This window comes from Deinococcus aestuarii, from assembly GCF_018863415.1.
Lineage (GTDB): Bacteria > Deinococcota > Deinococci > Deinococcales > Deinococcaceae > Deinococcus > Deinococcus aestuarii.
In genome coordinates this window covers 95,363-112,239 of record NZ_JAHKSN010000006.1, presented here as the reverse complement: position 1 = coordinate 112,239, position 16,877 = coordinate 95,363, and the positions used below count along the sequence as shown (strand labels likewise).

Genomic DNA, 16,877 nt, shown 5'->3' with positions numbered 1-16,877 from the left:
GCCTGGGGGCCATGCCGCCCCTCCTGAGACTCGACCGGGGCACCCTCGTGATGTGGGAGGTGCCCGGGCCCGTGTCGGGCTTCTTCACCTGGGATGCCCGTAGCCAGTCCTACCGCGCGCCGGGGCAGGCGTACCGCGACGTGATGGAGACGCTGGGCCGGGAGGGCGTGTCGGTTCGGGACGAGGCGGCGGCTTTCTCCAAGCTCGACCTCAGTTACACCCGCGACATTGAGCCCTACCGCCACCAGCAAGAAGCCCTTGCCGCGTGGAAGCGGGCCGGGCGCCGGGGCGTGGTGATGCTGCCCACGGGTGCTGGGAAAACGCTGGTTGCGCAACTGGCCTTGAGAGACACCCCCCGCAGTGCCCTGATCACGGTGCCCACCCTCGATCTGCTGCATCAGTGGTACGCCGGGCTGCTCGCCGCCTTTCCTGACGCGAGCGTGGGCGTGCTGGGAGGCGGCAGCAAGGACGACGCGCCCCTGCTGGTCAGTACCTACGACTCGGCGGCCATCTATGCAGAGGAGCTGGCCGGACGGTTCGCGTTCCTGATCTGCGACGAGGTGCATCACCTCCCCGCCGCCTTCACCCGGGTCATCGCGGAGATGAGTCTCGCCCCCTACCGCCTGGGCCTCTCGGCGACCCTCAAGCGCAGTGACGGACGGGAAGCCGACCTCGACCGGCTGATCGGCCCGGTCGTGTACTCGGCCCAGCCCGAAGACCTCGCGGGGCAGAGCCTGTCCGAGTACCGCGAGGTCATCATCCGCGTGCGCCTCAGCGCGGGCGAGCAGCAGCGGTACGACGAGTGCATCCGGCTGAGGAACGACTTCCTGAGACGCTCGAACATCCGCCTGGGCAGCCTCGACGGCTGGCGGCAATTCATCATGTCGAGCGGGACTCCCCAGGGCCGGGTCGCCATGCTCGCCCACCGGGAGGCACGCAGCCTCGCTTACGGAACGGAAGGGAAACTCCGCGTGCTGGAGGAGATTCTGGCGAACCACCCGCATGAGCGGACGTTGATCTTTACGGACGACAACGCGGCGGTCTACCGCATCAGCCGGGAGTTTCTGATTCCCGTGATCACGCACCAGACACCCATCAAGGAACGTCACAAGCTGCTGGGGCGCTTCCGGGACGGCACCTACCGCATCCTGGCGACCAGTCGGGTGCTGAATGAGGGGGTGGACGTTCCCGAGGCGGCGGTGGCCGTCGTGCTCTCGGGGACAGCGACCGAGCGTGAGTACATCCAGCGGCTCGGGCGAATCTTGCGGAAGGTGGACGGGAAGCAGGCGACCCTGTACGAGGTCATCACCGAGGGCACGAGTGAGGAGCGGGTTAGTCAGCAACGCCGGGGCCAGTGGCAGCCGGGTTCAAAGCAGGAGAGCCCGGTCTGGGAGGACCTGAATGCTCCCCACTGAGCTGCTGATGTTCCGCGTCAAGGGCGGGGTGGTCGAGCCCAAACGCCTGCGGGCCACGCCGGGGAACCTCGGACTCGCCGAGATCTTGATCCGCACCTTCGAGGCCAACGTGGGCAAACGCCGGGCGGACCTCGACGAGGAGCTGCGGGCGCTGGAGGCCGGGCGGCCCGACTTCAAGGTGCTGCGGGGGCTCGCCCACCTGCTCGTGAACGGGTCGAGCACTTTCGAGGCCGGGGGTCACGTCGAGCCGTCCCTCGTCCGCGAGAAGGTTTTCGAGCTGGCCCAGGCGCATCCGCCTAGCCGCAGGCGGCGTGAGCTGGTGCTGGAACAGGTGGCGGCCTCTCTGTCCGGCGACGTGAAGCTCTCGGCCCAGGACGTGGCCGCTTCTCTGTATGCCGATCTGCCGAGCGAGCAGACCCTGGTGGCCTTCGATCCGCCCGAACCGCTCGCCCTGATCCAGCGCTTCGACCTCGCCCAGGCCCAGGGGATGCTCTACCGGGCCTACAGCGTCATCGTGACCGCCCGGCCCAACGAACCCGCCCGGTACAAGCAACTGTTGAAGTACACGCGGTTTTTCGGCCTCATGCTCACCGTGGAAGGTGATCCCACCTTTGGCTTCACCCTGACTTTGGATGGCCCAACGTCGTTATTCGGCAGCACCACCCGCTACGGGCTGGCGATGGCGAAATTTCTGCCTGCCCTCCTGCACGTCACCAAGTGGGACCTGACGGCCACCCTCAAGCCCCGGCGGGACCTGGCCTGGGTGGACCTTACGGATGAGGAGTGGCAGTTCGGGGTGACCAGCGAGGATAACTACGTGAGCCACTATCCGCCTCCGCAAGAGCACGACAGCGCCCTGGAGAGCGGATTCGCGGGACGGTTCAAGAAGCTGGAGACGCCCTGGCGCCTGGAGCGGGAGGTGGACCTGGTGCCGGTGCCGGGGGGCGTGATCTTGCCGGACTTCCGGCTGTCCCATGAGGACGGGCGCAGCGTGCTGGTCGAGGTCGTCGGGTACTGGCGCCCGGAGTACCTGCGCAAGAAGTTCGACCTGCTGCGGAAATCGGGTCGCAAGGACGTCATCGTCTGCGTCTCGGAGCGGCTGAATCTGGAGCGGGCAGGCGTGGACCCCTCGGATTTCGACGAGCGGCTGGTGTGGTTCAAGGGCGTGCTGAACCCCAAGGAGGTGCTGGCCCTGGCCGAGCGGCTGACGGCGTTCCCCGGGCCCCCCTGAGTCAAGGGAGCAGGCTGTCCCAGGAACACTCAGAGCTCCCGGGCGTACTGAATGCTCTGTGGGTCGTGTCGGACCCCTGGTGCCGAGTGACCCTTGACGGGTCACCTTCCGTCCGGTGCTTCGCAGCGAAAGGCCGACATGACGACATACGGGCTGACTGCACCGGCAAGGCCGACGAACTCGACTCCGCTGTCCCCCGCCGGGAGTTCATGAAGGCCTCCTCGTCGCCGGAGCTAACTTTCAGCAGTACCCGGCAGCCGGCTGATTTCTTAAGCTCCTCCCAGTCAGGCGAGATCAGCGCGCCGCTCTCCCAAACGCAGAACGGGTGACAGCAGTGCGCCTCGTGGGACCTGCATCTCCCTCCTGGCTGCTCGCGTCGCCTCCCGGTCGTTCGCTCGTTTTAGGGTCCGTTCCTCGCGGGGCCACGTTTACGCGGGTCAAGGAGAGAGCCATGCTTCAGAAGAGGATGTTCGGGGTGCTGCTGGGAAGTCTCGTGCTCGCCTCCTGCAACCAGGCGACGCTGCCGGACAGCCTGGCACAGACCCCGGTGCAGGCGACCGACGTGGTGCGAAGTGACCTGGCGGCCTTCAAGCAGTTGCAAGAACAGGTCCAGCGGGGTGAGGTGCCCAACCCCGTGGACAGCGAGGGCAAGGCGGTCGACCTGCCCCTGCTGATCTCCCAAATCGAGCAGGACCTCGCCAACCCCCTCGCCGAGCCGGTGGAGGGCGCGTTCTCGGCGCTGGCCGTCTACAGCCAGGCGACCTATACGCGCCTGGCCGCCGACGACAAGTTCACCGGCAACCTGTCTTCCTACAAGCGCACCTACCCGCGCTTCAACTGGAGTAACGACGGGTGCAGCGTTCCCCATCTGCCCGAGAAGTTCCGCAAGATGATCGTCTTTCACCCGGCCTGTGTCCAGCACGACTTCGGCTACCGCAACGCCCGCTCCTACCCCAATCTGATGAACGAGAACCACCGCGAGTGGGTGGACGGGCAGTTCAAACAGCATATGCGGGCCATCTGTAGCCGCCGCAACATCTTCCTCCGGCCTGGCTGCTACGCGGACGCGCAAGCCTTCTGGCTCGCCGTGCGCTGGGGCGGTAAGGATTCGTTCTACTGAGCCCTCCGCCGCAAGCCTGACTGGACCGACGAAGCTTCCGCCTACCGCTTGACGGGCGCGTACCAGCGGGGCGAAGGGCGACTCCCCTTCGCCCCGCTCGCCGTCCCTGAGCAGGAGGGCGGACCACAGAAAGGAAACCGGTCTCGATGGGGCAGCCTGGAGGAACCCTGGACCTGATCTCCGGGCGTTGGGGGAAAAGCTGACATCCCGCGCCTCGTTTGCCTCAGCGTTTGGAACATTCGCCGGAAGCCGGACACGCGTTTCTGGTGCGCCGCCGGCGGTTGAACGCCGGTCCCGGACGGCTCCTTCAGAGGTCTAGAGCAGGTCGAGGTCCACGGCGCGCAGCACGGCGCGGGTGCGGTCACGCACACCGAGTTTGGAGAGGATGTTCGAGACGTAGCTCTTGATGGTGCCCTCGGTCGTGCACAGCAGGCCTCCGATCTCACGGTTGTTGAAGCCGCCCGCGATCAGGCGCAGCACCTCGTGTTCACGGCAGGTCAGGGCGACCCGGTGTTCGGAGCCGGGCTCACTCGGCGGGGTGGCCGCCTCCAGTCCCCGGCGGATGCGCTCGGTGAGGGCCGGTTGCAACCATCGCCCGCCGCCCGCGACGGCGCGGATCGCCTGGAGCAACTCGGTCAGGGGCACGTCCTTGAGCAGGTAGCCGCGTGCGCCCGCCTGCACGCCCGCGAAGACCAGCTCGTCGTCGTCGAAGGTCGTCAGAATCAGGGTGGGCGGCAGGTGCCCTGCCTCACCTAGGGCGCGCAGCACGCCCAGGCCGTCCAGCCGCGGCATCCGGTAGTCCAGCAGCACCACGTCGGGCTGGACCTGTGGGATGACGTGGAGGGCCTGTTCGCCGTGCTCGGCCTCGGCCACCACCACCATGTCCCCGGCGAGGCTGAGCATGCTGTGCAGGCCCTGGCGGACGAGCATCTGGTCCTCCACGATGCAGACGCGAATCACCGGGCACCCCCGCTCACCGGCAGGGTCAGCGGCACAGACACGAAAAGCGCCAGCCCCTGTCCCGGACGGCCCTCCACCCGCAGGGCACCCCCCACACTTTCAAGTCGCTCGCGCATTCCGCTCAGACCGCAGCCGCTGTGCAGGTGCCGCGTGCCACGGCCGTCATCGCTGGCCTGGAAGTCCAGGTGGTCCGGGGTGCGGGTGAAAGTCAGCCAGACCTGCCTGGCGTGGGCGTGCCGCACCGTGTTGGTGAGCACCTCCTGCACGCAGCGGAGCAGCACATGGGCCTGAAGAGGTCCGGGGGCGCTGAAGTCGTCCGAGAATTGAAGGTGAACCGCAAGGGCCGGGGTGGTGCGGGCGAGCCGCGCAACCTCGCCCTGGAAGTCGCCCTGGGCCGTGCCGCGCAGCGAACTCACGGCCTCGCGCACGTCCCCGAGGAGTTGCCGGGCCACCGTCTGGGCGCGCCCCAGGTGCAGCCGGGCCGCCGGATCGGGCACGAGGTGCGCCGTGACCTCCAGATTCATGTTCAGGGCCGTGAGGTGGTGACCGAGCAGGTCGTGGAGTTCGCGCGCGATATGCAGCCGCTCGGCGTTGCGGCTGGCCTCGTTCAGAAGGGTCCGGGTCTCGCGCAGCTCCGCGACCACCTGCGCGAGGCGCTGGCGCGCGCGGACCTCCCGCACGGCGAGTTGCGCGCTGCCCACGGCGAACAGTTGGAAGCACAGGTACCCCGTCGTGTAGGGCCAGGCGTCGAGGGGCGGCCAGTGGTAGAGCAGCACAGCGCCCAGCCCAAGGGTCTGAACCGTCACCCACCCGAGCGCAAGGGGCAGCGCCAACCTCAGCCCCACCTGCGCCGCTACCACCAGCAGCAGCCCCGACAGCAGGCTGTTGCCGTTGAAGATGTGATTCGCGGTCAGGGCCAGGCCCGTCTGGGCCACGATCAGCCCCAGCGACCAAGGGGAGCCCCGGCGGTCCACCCGGCGGCTGGTGGCCCACACCAGCACCAGGAGAAAGCCGGCGAGCGAGAGCGCCCACGGCCCCACCTCTTCCGGGGTGAGCCGCCACGGTTTGGCCGGAAGGGCCAGAACGGCGTGCGCGGTGACCGCCACGAACGTGCAGACGCCCACCAGGCGCATGACGGGGCGAAGTTCTCCGAGTGGCGTGACCAACGTGTTCGCGAAAAACGTGTTCACAACCGACCCCCTGGAGTCGAGCGGACAGGCGGCGCGGTCCTTTCAGCCTGCCCGGCGCCACGCCGGGGACCCGTCGGTCTCCTGCCGAGCGCGTGAGGTTGAGGTCAAGCCTACCCCACGCCTCCCCTGTTCACTACTGTCGAAAGTCAGCTCGTCAGCCTGGCCCGAGGAGCGTCTGCCCCGCCTGTCACCCCCTGCGCTTGTGGGCGGCACGTTCGGCGGCAAGTCGGGCCGCCTCCGGGGTGCTGACCGCCACCGTGTGGTGTGGCCACCCCACCGCCCGCAGGTCCGCCCTGCGAGCGGCTGCCTTCAGGCCCCTGCTCGCGGATGGGCCTGGAGCGTACGGGCGTGGACGTGTCCGACGTGGACGCGCGCCTGAGGTGGTTCAAGGGCGTCTTGGCCGCAAGGGAGGTTCTGGTCGTTGCTAGGCGGCTGACGAAAGTGCCCCAGCCCACGTGACTGACCTGCGCTACGGTGCGGTATGTCACAGGAGAACTCGGAAGCTGCGGACGTGTTGAGCGCCGTGTGGGTTGTGGACGGTCTTGAAGGTCACCTTGCCCGCGTGGAACTGGAGGATGGCGAGATAGTGGATATGGCGCTCGCCAGCCTGCCCCGTGGAGTGAAGGAGGGCGACGTGCTCCGCGTCGTGGTCGAGGGTGGGGACTTCTCGCTCGAACTCGACCCGGCAGAGACGGCCCGGCGCCGCACGTCGGCCCAGGCTGCACTCAACGCCCTGAACATGGCCGCTCCCGGCGGGGAGATTGACTTGTGAGGGCCTTGCTCGCGCTCGCGGCCCTGGTGCTGGGGACGGTGCAGGCCCAGGCGACCGGGGCCCTCACGCTGCGCTTCCTCGACGTGGGGCAGGGGGACGCGGTGCTCATCACGAGCCCCGAGGGGAAGTCGATTCTGTACGACGGGGGTCGTTCGGAAGCCCGAATCCAGGCCCTGCTCAAGGGGTACGGGGTGCAGAGCCTCGACCTGGTGGCGGCGAGCCACGGCGACGCCGACCACATTACCGGGCTGGTGCCGGCCGTGCGGTTGTTCAAACCGAAATTCTTCCTCAACAACGGGATCGCTCCAACTTCCCAGACCTGGGGCAAGCTCACGGCGGCCGTCCAGCAGGCGGGGACCCAGGGGTTGCTCGCCCGGGATCAGGTGATCAACCTGGGCAGCGTGCGGGTGACCGTGCTGCCGCCTCCGCCGGGAATGCCCAGGGACGAGCAGAACGTGAACAGCGTCGGCCTGCTGATCCAGTACGGCTCCTTCCGGGCGTTGATGACGGGGGACAGCGAGACCCCGGAGACGCAGGCGTGGCTGAGGAAGTACCCGGCCAGCGTGCTAGGCAACATCGACGTGTACAAGAGTATCCACCACGGGGCCGCGAACGGCGACCACTCCGCCTGGTTAGCTGTCGTGCAACCGAAGAACGTGGTGATCGGGGTGGGCCCGAACAACTACGGACACCCGACCTCGCAGGCCCTGGAACTGTACCGGCGGGCGGGGGCGACGGTGTACCGCACCGACCGGCAGGGCACGGTGACCGTCGTGGTCCAGGCAAACGGGCGGTTTGCGATCACCAGCGAGAAGGGGGCTCCCGTCCCGGCCAACCAGGGCACGACCTCGGGGGCGGCCTCCCATCCGGCCACACCCGCTTCCCCGGTGTACCGGAGTTGCGCTCAGGCGCGGGCAGCGGGCGTGACCCCCCTGCGAAGAGGCCAGCCCGGGTACAGTACGTCCCTGGACCGGGACGGGGACGGCATCGCCTGCGAGTAGGTGCGGGACCGCGGGGCCATGCCTGTGGTGAGAGGTCACCTGAACCAGGTGTTGGACGCCGGTCTCACGGACGGCCTCGCCCCTCCAGAGGCCAAGCCCTGTCTGTACACTTCGACTCATGCAGAGCGTGTGGGAGCGTTTGGAGGCCTGGCTGGACGAGCACCTTCCTGACGGCCTGCACAGCCTGCGCCCGGGGGTGAGTTTGGCGGACCTTGAACGGGCAGAGGCGCATCTGGGCGCACCTCTGCCCGGGGATGTGCGCGCGTCGTACCTGCGACACGACGGTCAGGACGACGCGGGCCCTGAGCTGGTGCCTCACGGCCGCCTGCTGCCGTTGGGCGAGGTGTTGGACACCTGGGCGCTGTGGACGGAGTTGCTGCGTGGCGGCGACTTCGAGGGCAACGCGGTGGAGGCGGACGAGGAGGTCCAGCCCGTGTGGTGGCACCCCGGGTGGATTCCCGTGACGAGCAATGGCGCGGGGGACGCCCTGTGCGTGGATACGGCGCCCACCAGTCGGGGCACGGTGGGCCAGGTGATCGAGGTGTGGCACGCGGACCCCGACCGGCCGCTGGAGAACAGCAGCTTTCGGCAGTACCTCACCGATCTGGCAGGTGGGCTGGAACGTGGCGTGATCGCTTACGACCCGGGGATGCACCGGCTGTGTGAGGACTAACGCTGTGGGCGGTCACCTTAAACGCGCGTGGTGAACCCCGGACCAGCACCCCGGTTGGACGCTTCCTCCGGCGGACGGCGCACAGGAGGGCCAGTCGATGCCCACTCTCTTCGGCTCCACCCTCGTGGCCCTGGGGGGCACTTGGCGTGCCTGCTCCAGGATGGAGCCTGGCCGCTGCTAGGATTCTGACGATATGCAGGGAAAGTGGGGACAGACACGGGGCGCTCACCTCATACGCTGACGATGAGCGCTCCGGCCCTCCCCTTGAAAGAGGAGGTTCGGGAACTGGCGGCGCGGACGACTCGCCGGACCCGTTTCGACAGCTTCTCAACCTGTTGATTCCGTTCTGAGGAGGTGGGCATGTCGGAGGTGGACGTGGGCCTGAAGCACAGCCGGGGGGCCTGGCGGGCGGCAGTCGCCCCGACGGGCGAGACCTTCTCCGAGGACAGCTCTCCAGAGGGGGTTCTTCGGTTGGCGGGGCGCATCGGCGAGCTGCGCCCGGCGGCGGTGCTGGTGCAGGCACTGGGCGGTGGAGAACTGCCCGTGGTGGTGGCGCTGCTGGAGCAGGGCGTGCGGGTGAGGGTGACCTCAAAGGAACAGGTGCAGGCCTTCGCGGCGACCACTGGCGCAGGGCTCTCGGGCGCTACCACCGTAGCAGAGATGGCTGGGACTGCCCGGCTCCTGGGTGAGCGCATGAAGACCCAAGAGGGGGACGACGAACGGGTTCATCTGCTGCTGGCGCGGCGGCGGCAGGTGCTGGAGATGCGGGCTCAGGAGGAAGAGCGGCTGCCGGGGATCGAGTATGCGCCGATCCGTGAGGACCTGGAGCGCCACCTGTTCTTCCTCGACCGGCAACTTGTGGGCCTGCACGAGCGGCTGCTGTACCTCGTGCAGGTGGTCTTGCCCCGCGAGCGGTAGGTCGGCTGTCTCCCCCTCGCGCTGACGGGCAGCGCCTCGGCCACAAGCTGAGCTTGCTGTACCTGCGGGGGTCGTCCTGCACCCGCGACGTCCCGCCAGCATGTTCCGGCCGTCGCCCACGTCACCCGGGAACCCCAGGGCGCCCGCTGCTGGACGGAGCGCACGCCCTGGGTCCCTAGACGCCGTGGCAGCGCGCGCCTCCCGACCAGGGTGACGCGCCCGTCTTGGCGACCGGTCAGGACGGGCAGGCAGCCGCGGTGCTGCTCGACGGCGGGAGGGCCGTCCAGTGAGCGCTGACCGGCCCAAGCGGCGGCATTTCGGTTCGCAGAAAACAAAGGAGGCCGCTTCCTCCCCACGCGGCGAGCCCCCAGGGTGCGGCACGGGCAGGGTTCATTCCCGGGCTCGTCCCGCCGCGCCACGCTCTACCATGAGCGCCCCATGACTCCCCGCGTGACGAGCCCCCGCCCCTCCAGAAGCGCCCAGGTGCCCCTGGAAGACGTCTGCTGGACCACCGAACGGCGGGACCATGACCGGTGACCTCGCGCTCCCCGGAGACTACCCGGCGCTGCTGGGGGAACTCAAAGACCGCATTCGGTCAGCCCAGACGCGGGCCGCCCTGGCGGTCAACCGCGAGCTGATCCTGCTGTACTGGCAGATGGGGCAGGCCATCTTGGGGCGGCAGCAGCAGGCCGGGTGGGGAGCGAAGGTCATCGACCAGCTCTCCCGGGACCTGAAGCGCGAGTTCCCGGAGATGAAGGGCTTCAGCCGCAGCAACCTGAGCTCCATGCAGCAGTTCGCGGCCACCTGGCCGGACGAGGGAACCGTCCAACAGCTTGTTGGACAACTCCCCTGGGGTCACAACATCGCCCTGATGCAGAAGGTCAAGGACCCCGGCCAGCGCGAGTGGTACGCCCGCGCCACGGTTGAGCACGGGTGGAGCCGCAACGTCCTGATCCACCAGATCGAGGGCCGCCTGCGCGAGCGCCAGGGCCAGGCCACCACCAACTTCGGGCGGGCCCTCCCAAGTCCGCAGTCCGAGCTGGCCCAGCAACTCCTCAAGGACCCGTACAACTTCGACTTCCTGACCCTGCACGATGAGGCCTTGGAGCGGGACCTGGAACGCGGGCTGCTCGCGCACCTGCGGGACTTCATGCTGGAACTGGGGGTGGGCTTCGCCTTCGTGGGGAGCCAGGTCCACCTGGAGGTGGGCGGCGAGGACTTCTACTTGGACCTGCTCTTCTACCATCTGCGGCTGCGCTGTTACATAGTGATTGACCTGAAGATCGGGGAGTTCAAACCCGAGTACGTCGGGAAGATGAACTTCTATCTCTCGGCGGCGGACGACCTGCTGCGGCATCCCAGCGACGCGCCCAGCATCGGCCTACTCTTGTGCCGCACCCAGAACAAGGTGATCGCCGAGTACGCCCTGCGCGGGGTGGACCGGCCCTTGGGCGTGAGTACCTACGAGCTGGCCGAGGCGCTGCCGCAGGAGCTGCGGGGGCAGTTGCCGAGCGTGGAGGAGCTGGAGCGGGAGCTGGAAGGGTTGGGAGGCCAGCCGAACGGGGCAGACCGCGGAGGGTAAGCCGGTCTTCCCCACTCTGGTGGAAACCACCCATGACTGGGGTGGGGAGACCCGTCCTCGTGAGCCTGCCCATTTTGTGGTCCAGTCTGGACTCCTCATCGAAGGCTACCTCAGCCCGCCCGAGGGCAGGCTGCAACCTCGACGCTGTGGCCCTCACCCTCTGGGAGGTTTCAATCCTCAGCCCGCCCGAGGGCAGGCTGCAACGACTGGGCCCGGAAGGACTGGTGACCGATGGCGATGTTTCAATCCTCAGCCCGCCCGAGGGCAGGCTGCAACGTGAAAGCCGCGCAGCTCCGCCTGGACGCCGCGAAGTTTCAATCCTCAGCCCGCCCGAGGGCAGGCTGCAACGCGAGCAGCACGACCGGCCAGGTGCGGCGGCGGTTTCAATCCTCAGCCCGCCCGAGGGCAGGCTGCAACGTCGTGGTAGACGTTCGGGAAGCGCAGCGCGTCGTTTCAATCCTCAGCCCGCCCGAGGGCAGGCTGCAACCTGGGGTTGCCCGAACATGGACGATGATCGGGGCGTTTCAATCCTCAGCCCGCCCGAGGGCAGGCTGCAACTACCGACGTGCGCGAGTCCGATCAGTTCGGCTGGGTTTCAATCCTCAGCCCGCCCGAGGGCAGGCTGCAACATCGTCCGGGCCGGGCAGGAGATCGAGACCGTGCGTTTCAATCCTCAGCCCGCCCGAGGGCAGGCTGCAACCCCGGCCATCAGACGGTCGTACACGCTCTCCAGAGTTTCAATCCTCAGCCCGCCCGAGGGCAGGCTGCAACGCCACAAGCATCTACAACATTCCCGACGGCTATGAGTTTCAATCCTCAGCCCGCCCGAGGGCAGGCTGCAACCGCCGCCCTGAAGGAACTCCAAGACCTGATCACCGTTTCAATCCTCAGCCCGCCCGAGGGCAGGCTGCAACGACACCACCTTCGTGACCGTCACGGGCACCCTCCAGTTTCAATCCTCAGCCTGCCCTCGGGCAGGCTGCAACAGCGTGCCCGCAAGCGTGGCCTTGACACCACGAAGTTTCAATCCTCAGCCCGCCCGAGGGCAGGCTGCAACATGGGATTCTAGATGGCCTTATCTTTCCTCTTTCGGTTTCAATCCTCAGCCCGCCCGAGGGCAGGCTGCAACGGGCGGCGAGCAGGCGATTGCCGCTCAGATCGGCGTTTCAATCCTCAGCCCGCCCGAGGGCAGGCTGCAACGCCGGGCTGGACGGTGAGGGTCTCGCCGTTGAAGTCGTTTCAATCCTCAGCCCGCCCGAGGGCAGGCTGCAACCCCGAGCCGCCCGCCCCGAGCCCTGCGCCGCAGGTCGTTTCAATCCTCAGCCCGCCCGAGGGCAGGCTGCAACCACCCGGACATTGGTGTCCCCGATATCGCCCCGCCGTTTCAATCCTCAGCCCGCCCGAGGGCAGGCTGCAACGCGATAGAGCCAGCTCGCCCGCTCCCACAGGACGGCGTTTCAATCCTCAGCCCGCCCGAGGGCAGGCTGCAACCCTCGGGCGTGGGTACTGAGCATTTTGGGAACAAGTTTCAATCCTCAGCCCGCCCGAGGGCAGGCTGCAACTGGAGGGCGCGGTCGAGGGCGAGCGTGTCCACGACGTTTCAATCCTCAGCCCGCCCGAGGGCAGGCTGCAACCCCCCGCTACCGCCGACAGCCGCTCGGACAGGTGGCTTCAATCCTCAGCCCGCCCGAGGGCAGGCTGCAACAGCGCTCTGACTGCCGAGTTCAGGGATCAGCTCAAGTTTCAATCCTCAGCCCGCCCGAGGGCAGGCTGCAACCTGGTGCTGTTCAGAGCTGCCACCGTGCCGTCGTTTCAATCCTCAGCCCGCCCGAGGGCAGGCTGCAACGCCATAGCCCGGCAGGCCCGGCGCAATGGCCTGGTTTCAATCCTCAGCCCGCCCGAGGGCAGGCTGCAACCGGTGCCCGGCAGGGTTGGGGTAGGCGTAGTCCGTGTTTCAATCCTCAGCCCGCCCGAGGGCAGGCTGCAACTTGAGGCGTATGACACCCGCTACCGGACGCAGACGTTTCAATCCTCAGCCCGCCCGAGGGCAGGCTGCAACCTCGTACATCCGGAACAGGGTTTCGGAGGGGATGACGGGGTTTCAATCCTCAGCCCGCCCGAGGGCAGGCTGCAACTGGGGAGGGTGCTGGGGATGCTGGCGGAGTTCGTGGTTTCAATCCTCAGCCCGCCCGAGGGCAGGCTGCAACCTCTCGGCGACCTTGAGCTGCCCCTGGAGGGTATCGTTTCAATCCTCAGCCCGCCCGAGGGCAGGCTGCAACACGACCGGCAGGGTGAGGCCCGCGTGCAGGCTGATGTTTCAATCCTCAGCCCGCCCGAGGGCAGGCTGCAACCTCGGCGGACACGTCGCCGCTCACGCTGAGGTCGAGTTTCAATCCTCAGCCCGCCCGAGGGCAGGCTGCAACTCCGGGGCGGTGGACGTGCGGACGTTCGGCGCGTTTCAATCCTCAGCCCGCCCGAGGGCAGGCTGCAACAGCGCGCGTGGTCGGCGCCGGACACTGTGTGGAGGTTTCAATCCTCAGCCCGCCCGAGGGCAGGCTGCAACGAGATCACGGCGGGGCTGCCGTTCGCGGGCGTCGAGTTTCAATCCTCAGCCCGCCCGAGGGCAGGCTGCAACCCCCCAGCGATTGGTTCCTGAACGCCGAGCCGACGTTTCAATCCTCAGCCCGCCCGAGGGCAGGCTGCAACACCTCGACGTGCAGAACAGCCTCGCGGGCGACGTGTTTCAATCCTCAGCCCGCCCGAGGGCAGGCTGCAACTACGGGTTTTTCAACGATCAGGAAGACCACGCCTGGTTTCAATCCTCAGCCCGCCCGAGGGCAGGCTGCAACACCACCCTCGACCTGGAGGCTCTGCTTGCAGTTGTTGTTTCAATCCTCAGCCCGCCCGAGGGCAGGCTGCAACCCCCGCCAGCGGGAGGCGGCGCAGCTCGTCGGGGTTTCAATCCTCAGCCCGCCCGAGGGCAGGCTGCAACCCCGCCAGCGTCCCGCTCGGCACATTGCCGTCAGCGTTTCAATCCTCAGCCCGCCCGAGGGCAGGCTGCAACCAGGATTACAAGGTGATCCGCCTGCCCGATGGGCGGGTTTCAATCCTCAGCCCGCCCGAGGGCAGGCTGCAACCAGGTAGAACCCGAGCGCCAGCACCAGGACCAGGAGGTTTCAATCCTCAGCCCGCCCGAGGGCAGGCTGCAACCGTTGCCGGGAGGACCGCAACGGCACGCCCGGGCAGTTTCAATCCTCAGCCCGCCCGAGGGCAGGCTGCAACCCGGACCTCCCCGGCAGGCCCTGTCAGACCCGGGGTGTTTCAATCCTCAGCCCGCCCGAGGGCAGGCTGCAACGTCGGGGCCCCGGTCGACGAGATCGCCCAGGAAGACGTTTCAATCCTCAGCCCGCCCGAGGGCAGGCTGCAACGAGAGACCCTGGCCGACGCCATCCTCGGTCTGGGGTTTCAATCCTCAGCCCGCCCGAGGGCAGGCTGCAACCGGTGGTCAGGTACAGGTGTGATCTGAGCATGGGGGGTTTCAATCCTCAGCCCGCCCGAGGGCAGGCTGCAACTGGCATTACCTGATCAACCTCGTCCACCGCAACATGTTTCAATCCTCAGCCCGCCCGAGGGCAGGCTGCAACGTGGCGTCCCGGTTGATGACGGCTTCCCCCCCGTGGTTTCAATCCTCAGCCCGCCCGAGGGCAGGCTGCAACATCAGGTCGCGGTTCACGGCAGGCATCCAGAAGAGGTTTCAATCCTCAGCCCGCCCGAGGGCAGGCTGCAACCCTGGGGCCGCTGTTGCCGTTCTGCGCGATCTGGTTTCAATCCTCAGCCCGCCCGAGGGCAGGCTGCAACGAAGACCTTCGCCCGCAACCTCTCCGGCTTCGCCCTGTTTCAATCCTCAGCCCGCCCGAGGGCAGGCTGCAACACCTGTACGGCAGGACTGGCAAGACCGAGCAGGTGGTTTCAATCCTCAGCCCGCCCGAGGGCAGGCTGCAACGCAAGGCGTGTATTCCCTGGCGGCGCATGGGTTGAAGTTTCAATCCTCAGCCCGCCCGAGGGCAGGCTGCAACACCTCTCGGCGCTTCCCGATCTTCAGGATGCTCTTGTTTCAATCCTCAGCCCGCCCGAGGGCAGGCTGCAACACCGCCGACCTGACCCTCGCGCAACGCGAGTTCGAGTTTCAATCCTCAGCCCGCCCGAGGGCAGGCTGCAACGTGTGTGGGGGTGAGCACGACCGGCCAGACGACGTGTTTCAATCCTCAGCCCGCCCGAGGGCAGGCTGCAACGACGGTGGTCGTGTCGAGACCGTGCCGCGCCTGGAGTTTCAATCCTCAGCCCGCCCGAGGGCAGGCTGCAACGGGGCTTGTAGGTCACGTCGGCGGCGTCACCGAGTTTCAATCCTCAGCCCGCCCGAGGGCAGGCTGCAACGGCGCAGCAGGATCACGTAGTCCGCGTCCTCGGTGTTTCAATCCTCAGCCCGCCCGAGGGCAGGCTGCAACCTGACCGGCATCCTCCAGCTCACCCCGGGCGGCCTGTTTCAATCCTCAGCCCGCCCGAGGGCAGGCTGCAACCCCGAAGCCCTGCCCGTTGGTGATGTGCGAGAAGTTTCAATCCTCAGCCCGCCCGAGGGCAGGCTGCAACGCGTCAGCGCCACCGCGATGACCTGCGTGCCTGGGTTTCAATCCTCAGCCCGCCCGAGGGCAGGCTGCAACCCGCGACAAGGTGCCGTACATCTACAATAAATTTAAGTTTCAATCCTCAGCCCGCCCGAGGGCAGGCTGCAACGGGCAAGCTCTACTGGTGGGGTCTCGATGAGCGTGTTTCAATCCTCAGCCCGCCCGAGGGCAGGCTGCAACCGCACCGATCCTTGCCCCTGCGCTCGGCGAGTGGGTGTTTCAATCCTCAGCCCGCCCGAGGGCAGGCTGCAACGACGGTCAGTTCCTCGCCCGTGTGCGCGTCGAGGTTTCAATCCTCAGCCCGCCCGAGGGCAGGCTGCAACTGTAGAGCCTGTTCATGCCGTCTCCTTGAGGCGGAGGTTTCAATCCTCAGCCCGCCCGAGGGCAGGCTGCAACGCGGGCTGAGCGCCGATGGTCTCCACCTCGGCCTGTTTCAATCCTCAGCCCGCCCGAGGGCAGGCTGCAACGTCTTTGATCTCGCCGACCTCAAGGACGCCGCGCTGTTTCAATCCTCAGCCCGCCCGAGGGCAGGCTGCAACATCAGCGTTCGGTCGGTGTGTCGGCCTGAATGCGTTTCAATCCTCAGCCCGCCCGAGGGCAGGCTGCAACTCGAAGCCGTGGTTGTCTCCGCGCCGACGGTGGTTTCAATCCTCAGCCCGCCCGAGGGCAGGCTGCAACGGCGGCGGGCCTGCTGACCTCGGGGACCCATGTGGGTTTCAATCCTCAGCCCGCCCGAGGGCAGGCTGCAACCATCCGGGAGAGCTACGCGCAGGTCATGGCCGCGTTTCAATCCTCAGCCCGCCCGAGGGCAGGCTGCAACTGTGGTGTGCTCGTCGCCCTCTTCATCATCGCCCCGTTTCAATCCTCAGCCCGCCCGAGGGCAGGCTGCAACTGGTGGTTCTGTGGTCATGCCGCATTTTACTATAAGTTTCAATCCTCAGCCCGCCCGAGGGCAGGCTGCAACGGGACAACGCCGAGCGCACCGCCGCCGTGCAGAAGTTTCAATCCTCAGCCCGCCCGAGGGCAGGCTGCAACATCAGGTCGCCGACGGTGAGCAAGGGGGAAGGGCGGTTTCAATCCTCAGCCCGCCCGAGGGCAGGCTGCAACAGGGTTTTACCGTTCAGGTTCTTCGCGTCGAGGGTGTTTCAATCCTCAGCCCGCCCGAGGGCAGGCTGCAACCGCGTACCGCTGTCGGGCTTCCTCCTCGGTCTTGGTTTCAATCCTCAGCCCGCCCGAGGGCAGGCTGCAACGCTACCTGCTTGGCAGCCAGAACATCGCCGGGAAGTTTCAATCCTCAGCCCGCCCGAGGGCAGGCTGCAACGGTAGTGTGCTT

The 16,877-nt window shown here is 67.4% G+C and carries 10 protein-coding genes and 1 CRISPR repeat array; of the genes, 8 read left to right on the top strand and 2 right to left on the bottom strand.

Annotation, left to right across the window (positions count from 1 at the left end; translation table 11 throughout):
- The first annotated feature begins 11 nt into the window (after nucleotides 1–11).
- The 3 genes from IC605_RS10145 (at nucleotide 12) to IC605_RS10135 (ending at nucleotide 3,766) form a co-directional block, all read left to right on the top strand.
- Complete coding sequence (locus IC605_RS10145; protein WP_216322790.1) at nucleotides 12–1,415, top strand: DEAD/DEAH box helicase family protein; 1,404 nt, start codon at nucleotides 12–14, stop codon at nucleotides 1,413–1,415.
- Nucleotides 1,402–2,646: a DUF790 family protein gene (locus IC605_RS10140; protein WP_216322787.1), complete on the top strand. Its 1,245-nt coding sequence runs from the start codon at nucleotides 1,402–1,404 to the stop codon at nucleotides 2,644–2,646. The genes IC605_RS10145 and IC605_RS10140 overlap by 14 nt, the downstream gene beginning before the upstream one ends.
- Nucleotides 2,647–3,097: 451 nt before the next feature.
- Nucleotides 3,098–3,766 carry a phospholipase A2 gene (locus IC605_RS10135; protein ID WP_216322784.1) on the top strand — a complete coding sequence of 223 codons (669 nt, stop codon included), beginning with the start codon at nucleotides 3,098–3,100 and terminating at the stop codon, nucleotides 3,764–3,766.
- Nucleotides 3,767–4,081: 315 nt separating this feature from the next.
- Here the strand turns inward: IC605_RS10135 and IC605_RS25375 are convergent, their stop codons facing one another.
- A complete protein-coding gene (locus IC605_RS25375) occupies nucleotides 4,082–4,726 on the bottom strand; it encodes a response regulator (RefSeq protein ID WP_216322781.1) in 645 nt (214 codons plus the stop codon).
- Nucleotides 4,723–5,916: a sensor histidine kinase gene (locus tag IC605_RS10125; RefSeq protein ID WP_216322778.1), complete on the bottom strand. Its 1,194-nt coding sequence runs from the start codon at nucleotides 5,914–5,916 to the stop codon at nucleotides 4,723–4,725. The genes IC605_RS25375 and IC605_RS10125 overlap by 4 nt, the downstream gene beginning before the upstream one ends.
- A 481-nt stretch (nucleotides 5,917–6,397) precedes the next feature.
- Between IC605_RS10125 and IC605_RS10120 the strand changes: the two genes are divergently transcribed.
- The 5 genes from IC605_RS10120 (at nucleotide 6,398) to IC605_RS10100 (ending at nucleotide 10,862) form a co-directional block, all read left to right on the top strand.
- Complete coding sequence (locus IC605_RS10120) at nucleotides 6,398–6,688, top strand: DUF3006 domain-containing protein (RefSeq protein ID WP_216322776.1); 291 nt, start codon at nucleotides 6,398–6,400, stop codon at nucleotides 6,686–6,688.
- On the top strand, nucleotides 6,685–7,689 hold the full coding sequence (locus IC605_RS10115) for an excalibur calcium-binding domain-containing protein (protein WP_343216570.1): 1,005 nt from the start codon (nucleotides 6,685–6,687) through the stop codon (nucleotides 7,687–7,689). Before IC605_RS10120 ends, IC605_RS10115 begins: the two co-directional genes overlap by 4 nt.
- 118 nt (nucleotides 7,690–7,807) lie before the next feature.
- Nucleotides 7,808–8,362 carry an SMI1/KNR4 family protein gene (locus IC605_RS10110; RefSeq protein WP_216322774.1) on the top strand — a complete coding sequence of 185 codons (555 nt, stop codon included), beginning with the start codon at nucleotides 7,808–7,810 and terminating at the stop codon, nucleotides 8,360–8,362.
- A 360-nt stretch (nucleotides 8,363–8,722) separates the two neighbouring features.
- The gene (locus tag IC605_RS10105) at nucleotides 8,723–9,280 is read left to right on the top strand and encodes a hypothetical protein (protein ID WP_216322756.1); all 558 of its coding nucleotides are present in this window, start codon (nucleotides 8,723–8,725) and stop codon (nucleotides 9,278–9,280) included.
- A gap of 526 nt (nucleotides 9,281–9,806) precedes the next feature.
- Entirely contained in the window at nucleotides 9,807–10,862 is a 1,056-nt protein-coding gene (locus tag IC605_RS10100) for a PDDEXK nuclease domain-containing protein (RefSeq protein WP_216322754.1), read from the top strand.
- Nucleotides 10,863–10,962: 100 nt separating this feature from the next.
- Nucleotides 10,963–16,865: a CRISPR direct-repeat array (repeat unit 37 nt; unit sequence GTTTCAATCCTCAGCCCGCCCGAGGGCAGGCTGCAAC).
- Between the last annotated feature and the right edge of the window lie 12 nt (nucleotides 16,866–16,877).

Coding starts and splice junctions, on each gene's coding strand:
- IC605_RS10140 (WP_216322787.1), top strand. CDS start 1,402: ATGCTCCCCACTGAGCTGCTGATGTTCCGCGTCAAGGGCGGGGTGGTC.
- IC605_RS10105 (WP_216322756.1), top strand. CDS start 8,723: ATGTCGGAGGTGGACGTGGGCCTGAAGCACAGCCGGGGGGCCTGGCGG.
- IC605_RS10135 (WP_216322784.1), top strand. CDS start 3,098: ATGCTTCAGAAGAGGATGTTCGGGGTGCTGCTGGGAAGTCTCGTGCTC.
- IC605_RS10120 (WP_216322776.1), top strand. CDS start 6,398: ATGTCACAGGAGAACTCGGAAGCTGCGGACGTGTTGAGCGCCGTGTGG.
- IC605_RS10145 (WP_216322790.1), top strand. CDS start 12: ATGCCGCCCCTCCTGAGACTCGACCGGGGCACCCTCGTGATGTGGGAG.
- IC605_RS10110 (WP_216322774.1), top strand. CDS start 7,808: ATGCAGAGCGTGTGGGAGCGTTTGGAGGCCTGGCTGGACGAGCACCTT.
- IC605_RS10100 (WP_216322754.1), top strand. CDS start 9,807: ATGACCGGTGACCTCGCGCTCCCCGGAGACTACCCGGCGCTGCTGGGG.